At 51.8% G+C, this 13,950-nt stretch carries 13 protein-coding genes; 10 read left to right on the top strand and 3 right to left on the bottom strand.

The annotated features are described in order from the left end of the window. Positions 1-2: 2 nt before the first annotated feature. Positions 3-1,037 (top strand): type IV pilus twitching motility protein PilT, encoded by a 1,035-nt coding sequence (locus tag CWI84_RS10785; RefSeq protein ID WP_126842603.1) that lies wholly within the window; start codon positions 3-5, stop codon positions 1,035-1,037. After that, positions 1,037-2,125: an alkaline phosphatase D family protein gene (locus tag CWI84_RS10780; RefSeq protein WP_126842602.1), complete on the top strand. Its 1,089-nt coding sequence runs from the start codon at positions 1,037-1,039 to the stop codon at positions 2,123-2,125. Before CWI84_RS10785 ends, CWI84_RS10780 begins: the two co-directional genes overlap by 1 nt. On the opposite strand, the gene CWI84_RS10775 is transcribed toward CWI84_RS10780, so the two are convergent. Continuing rightward, positions 2,094-3,677, bottom strand: a complete 1,584-nt coding sequence (locus CWI84_RS10775; RefSeq protein WP_126842601.1) for an amidase — start codon at positions 3,675-3,677, stop codon at positions 2,094-2,096. The two genes, CWI84_RS10780 and CWI84_RS10775, sit on opposite strands and share 32 nt — an antisense overlap. Before the next feature lie 132 nt (positions 3,678-3,809). Here CWI84_RS10775 and tsaD point away from each other — a divergent pair, with 132 nt between their 5' ends. Further along, the gene (gene tsaD, locus CWI84_RS10770) at positions 3,810-4,826 is read left to right on the top strand and encodes a tRNA (adenosine(37)-N6)-threonylcarbamoyltransferase complex transferase subunit TsaD (protein WP_126842635.1); all 1,017 of its coding nucleotides are present in this window, start codon (positions 3,810-3,812) and stop codon (positions 4,824-4,826) included. Here tsaD and plsY read toward each other — a convergent pair. Beyond that, positions 4,777-5,421 (bottom strand): glycerol-3-phosphate 1-O-acyltransferase PlsY, encoded by a 645-nt coding sequence (gene plsY / locus CWI84_RS10765; RefSeq protein ID WP_126842600.1) that lies wholly within the window; start codon positions 5,419-5,421, stop codon positions 4,777-4,779. The genes tsaD and plsY overlap by 50 nt on opposite strands. Positions 5,422-5,545: 124 nt before the next feature. Here plsY and folB point away from each other — a divergent pair, with 124 nt between their 5' ends. Genes folB through CWI84_RS10750 form a run of 3 tightly spaced genes read left to right on the top strand, consistent with a single transcriptional unit; the run spans position 5,546 to position 7,245 of the window. Then, positions 5,546-5,914, top strand: a complete 369-nt coding sequence (gene folB, locus CWI84_RS10760; protein WP_241968782.1) for a dihydroneopterin aldolase — start codon at positions 5,546-5,548, stop codon at positions 5,912-5,914. A 4-nt stretch (positions 5,915-5,918) separates the two neighbouring features. Continuing rightward, the gene (gene folK / locus CWI84_RS10755) at positions 5,919-6,461 is read left to right on the top strand and encodes a 2-amino-4-hydroxy-6-hydroxymethyldihydropteridine diphosphokinase (RefSeq protein ID WP_126842598.1); all 543 of its coding nucleotides are present in this window, start codon (positions 5,919-5,921) and stop codon (positions 6,459-6,461) included. Further along, positions 6,448-7,245 carry an undecaprenyl-diphosphate phosphatase gene (locus CWI84_RS10750; protein ID WP_126842597.1) on the top strand — a complete coding sequence of 266 codons (798 nt, stop codon included), beginning with the start codon at positions 6,448-6,450 and terminating at the stop codon, positions 7,243-7,245. The genes folK and CWI84_RS10750 overlap by 14 nt, the downstream gene beginning before the upstream one ends. Here the strand turns inward: CWI84_RS10750 and CWI84_RS10745 are convergent. Further along, complete coding sequence (locus tag CWI84_RS10745) at positions 7,242-8,477, bottom strand: multifunctional CCA addition/repair protein (protein WP_126842596.1); 1,236 nt, start codon at positions 8,475-8,477, stop codon at positions 7,242-7,244. The genes CWI84_RS10750 and CWI84_RS10745 overlap by 4 nt on opposite strands. Positions 8,478-8,582: 105 nt before the next feature. Between CWI84_RS10745 and CWI84_RS10740 the strand changes: the two genes are divergently transcribed. The 4 genes from CWI84_RS10740 (at position 8,583) to CWI84_RS10725 (ending at position 12,982) form a co-directional block, all read left to right on the top strand. Beyond that, positions 8,583-10,004 (top strand): ExeA family protein, encoded by a 1,422-nt coding sequence (locus CWI84_RS10740; RefSeq protein WP_126842595.1) that lies wholly within the window; start codon positions 8,583-8,585, stop codon positions 10,002-10,004. Next, positions 10,004-10,717, top strand: coding sequence for a general secretion pathway protein GspB (locus tag CWI84_RS10735; RefSeq protein WP_126842594.1), 714 nt, complete (start codon positions 10,004-10,006; stop codon positions 10,715-10,717). Before CWI84_RS10740 ends, CWI84_RS10735 begins: the two co-directional genes overlap by 1 nt. A 77-nt stretch (positions 10,718-10,794) precedes the next feature. Next, the gene (locus CWI84_RS10730; RefSeq protein ID WP_126842593.1) at positions 10,795-12,573 is read left to right on the top strand and encodes an acyl-CoA dehydrogenase C-terminal domain-containing protein; all 1,779 of its coding nucleotides are present in this window, start codon (positions 10,795-10,797) and stop codon (positions 12,571-12,573) included. Next, positions 12,563-12,982 carry a hypothetical protein gene (locus CWI84_RS10725; RefSeq protein WP_126842592.1) on the top strand — a complete coding sequence of 140 codons (420 nt, stop codon included), beginning with the start codon at positions 12,563-12,565 and terminating at the stop codon, positions 12,980-12,982. The genes CWI84_RS10730 and CWI84_RS10725 overlap by 11 nt, the downstream gene beginning before the upstream one ends. Positions 12,983-13,950 lie beyond the last annotated feature (968 nt).

The following is a 13,950-nucleotide window of genomic DNA, read 5'->3' as shown; positions in this document are numbered from 1 at the left end:
TTATGAATATTAACGAATTATTAGCCGAGAGTGTGAAACAATCTGCATCCGACTTGCACTTAACGGCCGGTAGCGTTCCGATTTTACGCGTGGATGGCGAAATGCGCCCACTCGACCACCCAGAATGTGATGACGATATTCTACGCGACGGCTTGATTAGCTTAATGCCCGACGCTACCAAAGTGCAGTATGAAAAAAGCCATGATGTTGATTTCTCGATTGAAATTGATGGGCTTGCACGTTTTCGAGTCAATGTTTTCCGGCAACGCAAAGGCGTTGGTGCGGTGTTTCGTACCATTCCGTCTCAGGTCATGTCTCTCGAGCAGTTAGAGGCCCCCGAAATCTTCCGCGACATTATTGATGCGCCACGAGGCTTAGTATTAGTCACTGGACCTACCGGGTCGGGTAAGTCAACCACGTTAGCGGCTATGGTAGACCACATTAACCGAAATAAAGCACTGCATATTCTCACCATTGAAGATCCGATTGAGTTTGTCCACGACAATCAACGGAGTTTGGTGAATCAGCGCGAGTTACATCGCGATACTGACAGCTTTGCAACCGCTTTACGAGCAGCATTACGAGAAGATCCTGATGTCATTTTGGTGGGCGAAATGCGCGACTTAGAAACGGTACGACTGGCGTTAACGGCAGCGGAAACTGGGCATTTGGTATTGGCCACGCTGCATACCGCATCAGCACCGAAAACCATTGACCGGATGATTGATGTCTTCCCTGGCGAAGATAAGCCAATGGCACGAGCAATGCTATCAGAGTCGTTACGCGCGGTTGTCTCTCAGCAATTGGTGAAAAAGGTCTTCGGCGGGCGCGTGGCAGCACACGAAATCATGATTGCTAACTCAGCCGTGCGTAATTTAATCCGCGAAGGGCGTGTTGCGCAGCTTTACTCTACACTACAGACAAGTTCCGCGCAGGGTATGCAAACACTTGAGCAAAGCCTAAAGAAATTAGTGCAACAGGGCGATATAAGCCAACAGGAAGCACGTCGTTGCGCGGGTGATAAAGAGGGACTCTAATGTTTCGAACAGCGGTCGTAAGAGGGGTGTTGATCAGCGCCATCTGGTTTGCCAGTGGTTGGCAATCTGCGCACGCGCAAAATGTCTTCAGTGTTGCGTTTGGCTGCTGCATTGATGAGTCCCAACGGCAGGAGGTATGGGACGCCCTGAACTTGGCCGATCCGGATGTTTTTCTATTTCTTGGTGATAGCATTTCAGTGAATGCCGATGATATGCAGGATATCCTCGATGGCTATGAAGTGTTTAATCGTTATCGGGGTCCCCGAGTTCTGCGTCGTAATTCGGCAGTGATGTCGATTTGGAACGAACATGATTATGCCATTGATGGCCATCGTGGTAATGACAATCCGCAGCGCTACGCGGTGCGGAACCAGTTTTTGACATTCTGGCGAGAGCCAGCTTACTCGCCGCGGCAATACCAACAACATGGTATTTATAAAAGTGTGATTTTCGGTAACGCGCCCTACCGGGTACAAGTGATTGTGCTAGATGGCCGCTGGAATCGCGACCCGCTGCCGGAAAAAGGTGGCATCACGGGCGTTGCCAATTGGTTTACCGATATCAAAGATCGCTTCCTCCCCAACCCCACTGGAAGCCTGCTTGGCGAACCGCAGTGGCAGTGGTTAGCGGAGCAATTACAGCAACCCGCAGAAGTGAGGGTCATTGCTTCCGCGACGCCAGTACTAGCGCCACAAAATGGTTATGACAGTTGGGCGATGTACAGCCAAGAGCAAATGCGCTTGCAAAAGTTATTGCGTGAAACGCAAGCCAATGGGGTTGTGCTTGCCACAGCAGGACGCTGGTTTGGGGAGATTGATAAAGCCAGCGACTGGTTGCCTTACCCGCTAATGCAAGTTGTGTCTGGCAGCGTCAACCAACAGAATGACAACCCTTATGCATTTCAGCAGCGGGTCGGAAAAGCACAGCCAGATGCGCGTTATGGTCAAATCACGATTGATTGGGAACAGCAGCCAGCCGTTGTCGAGTTTAGCTTACGCGATATCAACGGCCAGCCACTTAACACTATCTCAGTGCCACTACAGCAACTGCAAGCACCTACCAGTTCGGTGGACGGCGCTGCTGACTAGCTTGTTCATAGCTATAGGCTGCTTTAATCAGCAACGGTTCGGATTTGGCACCGCTGAAAAAGCTCATTCCTACCGGTAATGCTGGTTCTTCGCCGAGTTGCACAAAGCCCATCGGCACCGTAATGTGCGGATAGCCGGCCACTGCCGCAGGTGAACTGGCTGAACCTAAATAATGGTCGCCGTTAACATGGTCGATTTTCCATGCGGGGCCGTTGGTTGGCGCTATGAGTAGATCGACATTGTATTTTTTTAATGTCGCATCAATCCCCTCTGGGCCAGCTAGACGTTTACTGCGTGCCAGTGCCGCTAAATATTCTTCATGCTGTTCTTCGGTGGTTGCTTGCGACATTTCAAACAGCTCTTGGCCAAACAGCGTCAGTTCTTGTTTGTGGTAGGCTTTGTTAGCGCGGATGAGATCCGCCAAGCTTTTCAAATCACCGTCGGTGGTCGCTAGATATGCCGCCATATCATGCTTCATCTCATGCACCAATACGGTGAATTCCGCATCATCCCATTGTCCGAGCGTGGGAATGTTGGCGTTGTCGACAATCACTGCACCCTCAGCTCGCAATACGTCTAATTGTTGTTCGAACTGTTGATCAAGTTTTTCGTGATAGCCCATCAAGTTTCGAACCACACCAATGCGCAACCCCTTTAAACCATCGGCTTGCAGATACTGGGTAAAGTTACGCGAGTCTTGGTAAGCCAGAGGGTCGTTGCTTGCTTGGGTTTTCATTGCCTGTAACAGGTTCACTGCACCGGTTACGGTGCGTGCCATCGAGCCTGCAGTGTCCTGGCTATGAGCAATAGGAATAATGCCATCACGGCTGACTAAACCGAGGGTCGGCTTGATGCCAACAATACCATTGGTGGCGGCGGGACAAACGACTGAACCATCGGTTTCAGTGCCAACCGCAAGGGTTACGAAGTCCGCCGCAACAGCCGTAGCAGAACCCGCGCTTGAACCACAGGTTGAACGGCTCAAGTCGTAGGGGTTAAGCGCTTGGCCTCCCATACCACTCCAGCCTGAGCTTGAGCGGGTAGAACGGAAATTCGCCCATTCACTCAAGTTCGCTTTGCCGAGAATAATTGCGCCGGCTGCGCGCAGAGATGCCACCAATTGGGCGTCATCGTCGGGACGGTTGTTGCGCAAAAGCACTGAACCGCCAGTATTCGCCATGCCATCGCCAGTGTCGATATTGTCTTTGAGTAATACCGGAATGCCGTGTAACGGGCCTTTTATTTGCCCTTGCTGGCGCATTTCGTCCAACGCCTGAGCTTGTTCGATGGCATCAGGTGCTAACGCAATCACCGCATGTATTGCCATACCTTCGCGATTGTTCGCCTTGATGCGGCTGATGTAGTAATGCACTAATTGCTCAGAGCTGACTTGACCACTGTTGAGAGCGGCTTGGATTTCACTAAAGGTTTGATATTGCAGTGTCGACAGGTCTTGCGACTGTTGCACTGCAATGCTGTTAGTTTGTTGCTGTGGTGCGCTTTGGCAGGCACTCAGCAACAGCACTATAAATAGAGCCGTGAGTTTACGCATGGCGATTCCCTTGTTGTTTTTTTGGTTGCCAGTAACGAAGGCGGAAATGCAATCAAGCATCGGTTTTCTGCTTCGCTTCGGTTAAACTACGCAAGCAGTCAATCAAAGGTCAAGACGAGAATAGTGAAAAACATGCGTGTTCTAGGTATCGAAACTTCCTGTGATGAAACCGGTGTCGCCATTTATGACACCGAAAATGGGCTTCTCGGCCATACGTTATATTCGCAAGTAAAACTGCATGCGGATTATGGCGGCGTGGTTCCAGAGTTGGCGTCACGCGATCATGTGCGTAAGTCGATTCCCCTCATTCACGAAGTGTTCAAGCAAGCGCAACTTAGCAGTGACGACATCGATGGCGTGGCCTATACCGCCGGACCTGGTCTGGTGGGAGCATTACTGGTAGGGGCGTGCTTAGGTCGCAGCTTGGCGTACGGTTGGGACAAGCCAGCAATTGCCGTACATCATATGGAAGGGCACCTGTTAGCACCCATGTTGGAAACCCCGCAACCGCAATTTCCGTTTATCGCGTTATTGGTTTCTGGCGGACATACGCAGTTGGTCGATGTGCAAGGCATTGGTCAATACCAATTGCTTGGTGAGTCGCTGGATGATGCCGCCGGTGAAGCGTTCGACAAAACGGCGAAATTGATGGGCTTAGATTATCCCGGCGGGCCACGATTAGCGAAGTTGGCGCAACAGGGTAAAGACGTAGGCTACCAATTTCCGCGCCCGATGACTGACCGTCCTGGCTTAGATTTTAGTTTTAGCGGATTAAAAACCTTTACCGCAAATACATTGGCGAAAGCGGGTACTGACCAACAGAGTCTTGCTGATGTTGCCTTGGCTTTCGAGCAAGCGGTGGTTGATACGCTGGTGATTAAGTGCCAACGAGCGTTAAAGCAATGTGGTCGAAAACGTTTGGTAATTGCTGGCGGAGTTAGTGCGAACGTGCGTTTACGTGAGCAATTGCAAAGCGCCGTGCAAAAACGTGGTGGTGAAGTGTTTTATCCTCGTCCAGCGTTCTGTACCGATAACGGTGCAATGATTGCGTTAGCTGGAGCGCTGCGGTTGCAAGCGGGGCAATCGACGGACTTGGCGATTAAGACTTATCCCCGTTGGCCTTTGGCGGATCTTCCGGCGTTGGCTTAGCGACCTTAGTGGAACGCTTAAAGTTGCTCTCTTTACCAGACGCGAGTCGCAGAATATTGGCTTGGTGGCGCCATAAAATAAGCAGTGAGATCATGATCACTGGTAGCGTGTATTGGGGCTTTATCCAATGTGCGTAGAACGGCGCCAAACTTACCGTAACTAAGGCGGCTAACGAGGACACTCGGCTAATGCGGAACACTGCATACCAGGTGATGATAAGTAACAAAGCCATTTCCCAAGCGATAGGAAACATAGCTCCGAGCGCGGTGGCCACTGCTTTGCCGCCGCGAAACTTGAAGTAGAGCGGAAAAATGTGCCCCAAACAGGCAGCGACAGCGATCAAGCCGAGATAAAAGGCGTTGATACCGAGATAATATGAGCCCCACACAGGGACCATACCTTTTAGCACATCGAAGACAAGGGTCAACAGCGCAGGCCAGCGTCCACCAATACGGTAAACGTTGGTGGCACCAGGATTTTGTGAACCCGAGTGGCGTGGATCAGGCAGACCCCAGATTCGGCAAATCAGTACCGCACTGGATATTGAGCCGACTAAATAGGCGACTAGGATCATTAATAAGGTTAACGCTGGCATGCCTGATAATTCGCTCTTAACATAGGTGTTTTATTTGGGGTAGTATGCTCGCCATCACTTCCGCCTATTAAGCATAAGAGGTTTAACGCGGAATTACTACGGGCGAGCGCGAATGGAAAGCAAAATGACAGATTGCGTGATCATTGAAGACTTGGCAATTGACACCATTATCGGCGTGTTTGATTGGGAAAAGACGCAACAGCAACGGCTTTATGTGACGCTGCATATGGGCTGGGACAACAGTATTCCTGGCAACAGTGATGACATCGCCGATGCGCTCGATTATGACGCGGTCAGTCGGCACGTTAGTGCATGGGTTAGCGGTCAACCGCGTGAGCTGATAGAACAAGTGGCTGAAGGCATTGCTACGGAACTTCATCAACAATTTGCGGTGCTGTGGGTGAAGGTAAAAGTGGCTAAGCCTGGAGCTGTAGCACAAGCGAAAAATATCGCGGTAGAGATTTATCGAGATTTCGCCGCTACAGGCAAATAATGTGATGCGAGAGATTTTTTTAGGTTTAGGCAGTAACGTTGAGCGGCAACAGCATTTGCGCGCTGGCTTGCTCTCGCTGATCGCACAATTTGGTCCATTGCGACGCTCGCGGGTGTTCGAAAGTGCCGCGGTTGGTTTCGCCGGTAGCCCGTTTTATAACTTGGTGGTGCAGTTCCAGAGTGATTTGGGCGTAGCCGAACTATTGCGCTACTGCAAAGCCATCGAAGCAGAGCATGGGCGCCACGATAGCGACCCCAAGTACAGTCCCCGAACACTCGATATTGATATGCTGTTAGTGGGTGAAGAGGTCAATGCGAGCAAGCCCCAGTTACCGCGTGACGAAATATTACACAACGCTTTTGTACTGCAGCCATTAGCAGAGCTTGCGCCGATGGCTATTCATCCACAACGGCAACAGTCGTTCGCAGAACTTTGGCGGCAGTTAAGCCGTCAGAGTCCGATGCAAGACCAACAACTCGCCCCGCTAACCAAGGAAGACTGGCTAGCTCATCCTGATCTTAAGGTAATCGTAAATGACGTATATTGAAGCTATTTTTCTGGCGCTAATTCAAGGATTAACAGAGTTTTTGCCAATTTCCAGTTCGGCCCACTTAATTCTGCCCTCACAATTACTGGGTTGGGCCGATCAGGGCTTGGCGTTTGACGTAGCGGTTCATGTTGGCACCCTGATTGCCGTGGTTTGGTACTTTAAGCAAACCGTATGGGAGTTACTGCGCGGTTGGTTGCAATCGTTTAGCGGCCAGCATGGTAGCGATAGTCGTATGGCTTGGTTAATTATCTGGGCAACGGTGCCAGCAGTAATTGCTGGGTTGTTGTTCGCCGACGTTATTGAGGCTTCACTGCGCTCGACGGCAGTGATCGCAACGACCACCATTGCATTTGGGATACTGCTATGGTGGGCTGATCGGCGTTATGCGCAACAACAACAGACATTGGCGCAACTTACCGTGAAGCAGGCGCTTATTATTGGTGTCGCACAGGCAATCGCCTTAATTCCCGGAACATCACGTTCGGGTATTACCATGACAGCGGGTTTGTGGTTAGGCTTGGGTCGTGAACAAGCGGCGCGTTTTTCGTTTTTAATGTCGATACCAGTTATCTTAATGGCCGGCGTTTATGAAGGGGCTAAATTAGTCCGTTCCGATGAAGTGATTCATTGGGGCTTTTTGGTCACCGGAATCGTGGTTTCGGCAGTGAGCGCTTACTTAGTGATTGCGCTGTTCATGCGCGTTATTGAACGTATGGGGATGCTACCGTTTGTGCTTTACCGCTTGGCTTTGGGGTTAGTGCTGATCCTGCTGATGGTCTAGCTGGTGTCGCGCTGTTGGCGCAACTCGGCGATAACGGCCAAGCGCTGTTTCGCCACTGCGGCACCGATGTCTGCTCCTTTAAGACCTTGTTCTACGAACGGTCGGGCTTGAACCTGCTGAGCGAGTTGAAATGCTTGGTTCACGTAGTCACGTTGCGGATAAGCGCGTTGTTCGAAGCCGAGTCGACCACGCGCATCTGCCTCGCAAACCAACAATAGCTTTTCTAAGCGCTCTGGCTTACGCCAACAATCGATACTGTCGAACACTTTTAACAGTGTTTGCGGCTTCAACTCAAGTGCGCGATGAATGTGCAGGTGCCAAAGGCTGGCTTGTTGCGCCACAATGGCGACATCCTTCGGCACTTTACAACGTTTGCACAAACGCTGGATTTCCGCGACTCCCGCTTGCTCATGACCATAGTGTTTGGGCCATTCGGTTGCCGGCGTTTTTGCCTTGCCAAGATCATGGGTTAAGGCGGCAAAGCGGACGTCAACGGCATTACTCAGCTTGACCGCTTGCTGCAACACCATCAACGTATGCACACCGCTGTCGATCTCAGGATGATGCTGCGCTGGGTTAGGAACGCCCCATAACGCGGCAATTTCAGGGAATAACACCTTGAGTGCTCCACACTGCCGCAGCACTTCAATAAACACTTCAGGATGCTGTGTTATTAACGCCTTTTCGGTTTCCCGCCACACTCGCTCGGCCGAAAGACTTTGTAGCTCTCCCTCGGCGTTACTTAGGCGGGTCATTAATTGCATCGTTTCCGGGGCAACCGCAAAGCCGAGGTGCGCATAGCGTGCTGCAAATCGAGCAACTCGCAGCACACGTAGGGGATCTTCCACGAAGGCGTCCGAAACATGGCGTAACACCCGATTTTTGATATCCTGTTGGCCGCCATAAGGGTCGATTAATTGACCATCCGCACTTTTGGCGATGGCATTAATGGTTAAATCTCGGCGCAGAAGGTCTTGCTCAAGCGTTACCTGCGGCGAGGCATCGATGGCAAAGCCAGTATAACCTAAAGACTGCTTACGTTCGGTACGCGCTAAAGCGTACTCTTCGTGAGTCTTGGGGTGGAGAAACACCGGGAAATCTTTGCCGACTTGTTGAAATCCTTGTGCTAGTAGTTGCTCTGCAGTGGCGCCCACGACAACCCAGTCCTTTTCGGAGAACGGATACTCTAATAGTTCGTCACGTACGGCACCGCCGACCAAGTATGTTTGCAAAATCCTACCCCAGTTAACTATCGCAGTTAGATCATCTCGAATCACTAGCCGCAGTGCAAGTGAGTCGTTACACTAACTGCATTGTATTATTTTTCATCGACCATCATGTACCAGAATTTTTTTGGGCTGAGCGATACGCCATTCTCGATAGCGCCAGACCCACATTATCTATACCTCAGTGAGCGTCACCAAGAAGCCCTAGCGCATTTACTGCATGGGCTTGAGGGAAGTGGCGGCTTCATCTTACTGACTGGAGAAGTGGGTACCGGTAAGACCACGGTTTCGCGAGCGCTGTTAGAGCGCTTGCCGGAAAGCACGCGCACCGCGTTTATTTTGAACCCCATGCTGGATGAACGCGAATTGTTGGCAACGTTATGTGATGAGTTCGGCATCCGCTACCAAAAACGGCAGGCAAGCAGTAAAACCCTGACGGACAAACTCAGCCAGTTTTTGCTCAATGCGCACAGTAACGATCAGCAATGCGTTGTGCTCATTGATGAAGCCCAGCATCTGCAACCGAATGTTCTAGAACAACTGCGGCTACTCACCAATTTAGAAACAGACCAACGAAAATTGCTGCGTGTTATTTTAATTGGTCAGCCTGAGTTACAGCATCTTTTGCGACGCCGCGAATTGCGCCAACTGGCGCAGCGCATTACCGCACGTTACCATTTGTTACCGCTGCAACCGGAGGATAGTGAACGCTATATTCGTTATCGGATGCAGGTCGCTGGCGCTGAAAGGGAAATTTTTACCGCTGCCGCTTGCCGTAAAGCCCATCGGTTAACCGATGGGATACCGCGACGCCTCAACGTGGTTTGCGACCGCGCGCTACTGGCCGCTTACACTGAGCAAGCGCAACAGGTAACCGGAAAACACATTAAACGGGCTGCGGCAGAAGTTGAGGGCTTTAGTGATTCCGGAAACCGTGCTTGGCCGTTGAAAGCGCTAGCCTGTGCAGCATTGCTGTTGGTGCTAGCACTAGTAGTGCTGGCGCCAAACCCATGGCAACAACAACCGACAAGTGCAGCGCCGCAGGGGCCTGCGCAGGCAATGCAGAAGCTCGCCCAAGCTTGGCAGTTACCGCGTCCGAACCGACAACAACCATTCTGCCAATGGGTTGAGCAATACCAATTGGCCTGTTTGCAAGATCGGATGTCAATGCGTCAGTTACGCATGTTAGGTTACCCCGCGTTGCTGCAACAAGTTAACGGCGGTTATCAGCTAGTAAGGCCAAGTGCCAATGTCGATACGCAGAATTGGACGGGTGAAGCCATGCTGTTATGGCCAACACCACCAGGCTACCCAGAACAGCCAGAACGGCTAAATCAATGGCTTCAACAACGGGTAGCGAGCTACTACCAAGACAGCGATATGGCTGATTCAGCCGCTGAACAACAGTTACAACTGCTGGCTCAACAATTGCGGGTGAGCACTAAAGATGGCGTGCCGGTGCTGTTGCTGGCGTGGTTAGCTAAGCATGAGCAAACGGCTGCATCGGTGATGCCAAGCGCAGGAGAGCAATAATGTCGACCTTACTCAAAGCGTTACGGCAACAGTCGTCGGAAACAATGTCCAGCTCGTTGGCCCAACAGTATGCCGGCGCTGACAGGCAGCGCCAGCGCAGTCGCGGTTTTTGGTTTCTGTTTAGTGTTGTCGCGATTGTTAGCCTGGCCGCAGCCATTTGGCTAAGACTGAGTTTCAGCGCGGCGACCACAACGCTAGCAAACAGCAACGTTGGCGCAGCCGAATGGGGTAAAGCCACCAACCTAACTACCACTATTACCTTACCATTGTGGTCGGCAAAGGCATCGCCAACCGCGACTAAAGCCAGCGCTGATGAGCAACCGCAACAATCTGCTTCAGAGTCCAAGCCGAAGCGCCAGGCGCTGGATTTAACCAGTGTCTCGCCCGATTTACTTAAGCGCTTTCAAGCAGCGGTTGAACAAACCGCCAACACTGACGATAATGCTGAAAACGGTTCAGAAAAGCTATCAGTGATCCCGGCGCTTTCTGAATTGAGCGAAAGTTTCCAGCGCCAAGTTCCGCGCTTTGCCTACCAAGCCCATATGTATTCTTCGCAAGCAAATAAACGCTGGATCCGGCTCAGTGGTGCGCGTCTGCAAGAGGGCGACCAATGGCGAGGGATGGACGTTGTAGCGATTCGGCCAAACGAGGTAGTGTTGTCGTTGCAGCAACAAGCCTTCACCGTTGAAGCCTTAACTGATTGGCAGGGTTAGGACTCAGAGGCTTGTGTTCAGCCGCCAAAACTGATATTAAAACACCTGTTTGAAACTTTTGTTTAAGAGAGGCAGTTATGGCGGACTATCGAGCGCCAAGAAGTGACATGGACTTTTTGCTTCACGATGTATTCCAAGTTGCGGATGACTGGCAGCAAATGCCAGCGCTAGCTGAAATGATGGATGCCGATACCGCAACTGCCATTCTGGATGAAGCGGCCAAAGTTGCCGAAAACTTGGTTGCGCCTAACTCGCGTGCTGCAGATGAAGAAGGCGTGACCTGGGAGCAGGGCGCTGTTAGCGTGCCAAAAGCTTACCATGGTGCTTTTAAAGCGCTGGCAGAAGGCGGTTGGGTCGGTGTGACAGCCAACCCAGATTTTGGTGGCATGGGGCTACCAAAGTCACTCTCCGCGCAGTACGAAGAAATGTTGTGCTCTGCAGACATTGCTTTCTCGCTTTATCCAGGGCTAACTTCTGGCGCCATTATGACGCTAGACTTACATGGTAGCGATGAGCTCAAAGCCCATTATTTACCACGTTTAGCCGCCGGTGAATGGACCGGAACCATGTGTTTAACCGAGCCACATACTGGAACCGACCTCGGTATTATTCGAACCAAGGCAGTGCCTGCCGACGACGGTAGTTACCAGATTAGCGGTACCAAAATCTTTATTACCGGTGGCGAGCACGACCTGGTCGAAAATATCGTTCATCTGGTACTCGCAAAACTCCCAGATGCCCCAGCAGGCACCAAAGGTATTTCGTTATTCCTAGTGCCGAAATTTCTCTCTGATGAACAAGGTAACTTGACCGAGCGCAATGCGGTGAGTTGCGGTTCTATCGAGCACAAAATGGGGATCCATGCATCGGCGACCTGCGTGATGAACTTTGATGGTGCCAAAGGTTGGTTAGTGGGTGAACCGCATAAAGGTTTAAAAGCGATGTTCACCATGATGAACTACGAGCGTCTTGGGGTTGGTATTCAAGGGTTAGGGACCGCAGAACGGTCATATCAAAACGCGCTTGAGTACGCTAAAGACCGTCGCCAAGGACGCGGCGCAAAAGCCACGCAAGATCACAATGCCGAAGCCGATACCTTGTTGGTACACGGCGACATTCGCCGTATGCTGCTGACCATGAAAGCCTTCACCGAAGGTGGACGAGCGTTTTCAACATGGGTAGGACAACAACTCGACCGGGCTAAATATGCGCAAGATGCCGAAGTGCAACGACGCGCCGATGCCATGGTGGCATTGTTAACGCCAGTGGCGAAAGCATTCCTCACCGATACTGGGTTGGAATCGACGATTCACGGACAACAGATTTTCGGCGGCCATGGCTACGTGCGCGAATGGGGACAAGAACAGTTAGTGCGTGATACCCGAATTGCGCAAATCTACGAAGGAACCAACGGCATTCAAGCGCTAGACCTATTGGGTCGCAAAGTAGTGGGCTCGCAAGGGCAATTACTCACACCGTTGCTGGAAACCCTGAGAGCGTTTGTCGCAGAGAACCGTAACCACAAAACTTGGGTGACGGAAATGGCAACGCTCGCAGCCGCCATTGACTCACTCGAAGGGGTCAGCAAAGACGTGCTGCAAAAGGCCGCGACCGATGAAAATTGGATTAATAGCGTTGCCGTAGAGTACCTGCATTTGATGGGCTACGTTTGCTACGGTTACCTGTGGTTACGGATGGCGATTGCCGCAGAAGCTAAAGGCAGCACACCGCTACAAACAAAAATCAAAACAGCGCGATTCTATTTTGTTAAACTGATGCCTCGGATACATGGCTTAGTTGCCGCCATTCAGGCGGGAAGCCGCGGACTGTTTGAGTTTGAGGACGATGAATTCTAACGCTGAATTAGTATTTTATCGAGACAGCCGTCGACCACAGTTGTGGGGCGGCTTTTTTCTCGCATTATGGATGGCCATATATATTGGCGGCCAAGTACCCTTGCTATGGATTGCCGGTGGCGTATTGATCACCATGCTGATATTTGTCGCCATCGTATTGAAGTTCCGACCATTACAAAAAGTCGCCAGTTGGAACGGCGAAACCCTAACACTACAACGCTTTTTGCTAGCACCACGAGAAGTAAAGCCCGAACGCCTGATTTTGCAACGCGAAGTAGACGAAGAATTAGCCACCCTCTGGGTTTACGACCCCGACCTACCAAGACCCCAACAAGTGGCCGTATTAACCTCAGCAGAAACAGAAGAACAAGCCAAAACACTCGGCATCGAAATCACCACCATAAAGTGATCGGCCTAAGCTCGAGCTCTTGGCATCATCAGGCTCGGGCTTGGTTGTTCTCTACCACGGCGATGAGCTTGGGTTGGTCGGCAATTCTTTACTGCGGCCTATGGCTACGGCCCGCGGCATCGTCAGGTTTGGGGGGAAGGCTCGGGGCGTGGGCGCTAGGGTGGTGAGTGCTCAGCGTCCCGCTGGTTCACGGTGTCTCCGGTAAAAAGACGCTCGAGCCATCCATGGCCGCTCAGTCTCTGGCCCTCCCTGGCCAGAGATGCTTTTTACCGGAGCCCCCGCGCCCCAACGAGACGCTAATCAATATCGAGGAAAACGCGCCCACACCCCGAGCCAAATAGGTGCGGAGAAGCGATGCCGCCCGCCATCGCGGAAAGCCGCAGTAAAGAAGTATCAGCCTTTATCGGTTAGCTTCAGACAGCCTGCTTGGGGTTGATTGTTCTCTGGCACGGCGCGCTCGGTGTTGCATCGGCATCGCTTCTCCGTAGCCCTAAGCTTGGGGTGTAGGCGCGACTTCTCCCACATTTAACGCACAACGTTGGGGCGCGAAGCTGGGGAAAAAGTATCTCCGGCCATGGACGGCCGGAGACTAAGCGCCTCATGGATGAGCTTGAGCGGCTTTTTCCCCAGCTTCGTGAACCGGCGGGGTGCCGTGCAATGACCCTCTGAGCGTCTACACACCAAGCGCCCTCCAGCCCCTCACGATGCCGACGTACCCAAGCTAATCGTCGTGGTAGAGAACAAGCAACCCCGAGCCTTCCCTCAACCCTGACGATGCCGCGAGCCCAAGCTAACAGCCGCAGTAAAGCATAAGCAGGCACAAAAAAGCCCGCGCTTAGGCGCAATGCTGATCAGTTAAGAAATAATTTAGCGATCCATTGACCGATCAAGTGGAGCTGTCAAACTCCAGTGATAGTAACTGTCACTGGAGTTTTTTTATGTCTCTCAGCCGCGCGCTACGCGATTCA

The organism is Idiomarina tyrosinivorans (genome assembly GCF_003987475.1).
Taxonomy (GTDB): Bacteria; Pseudomonadota; Gammaproteobacteria; order Enterobacterales; family Alteromonadaceae; genus Idiomarina; species Idiomarina tyrosinivorans.
Note: the sequence above shows the minus strand (reverse complement) of the source record. Positions and strands in the feature narration are given on the sequence as shown.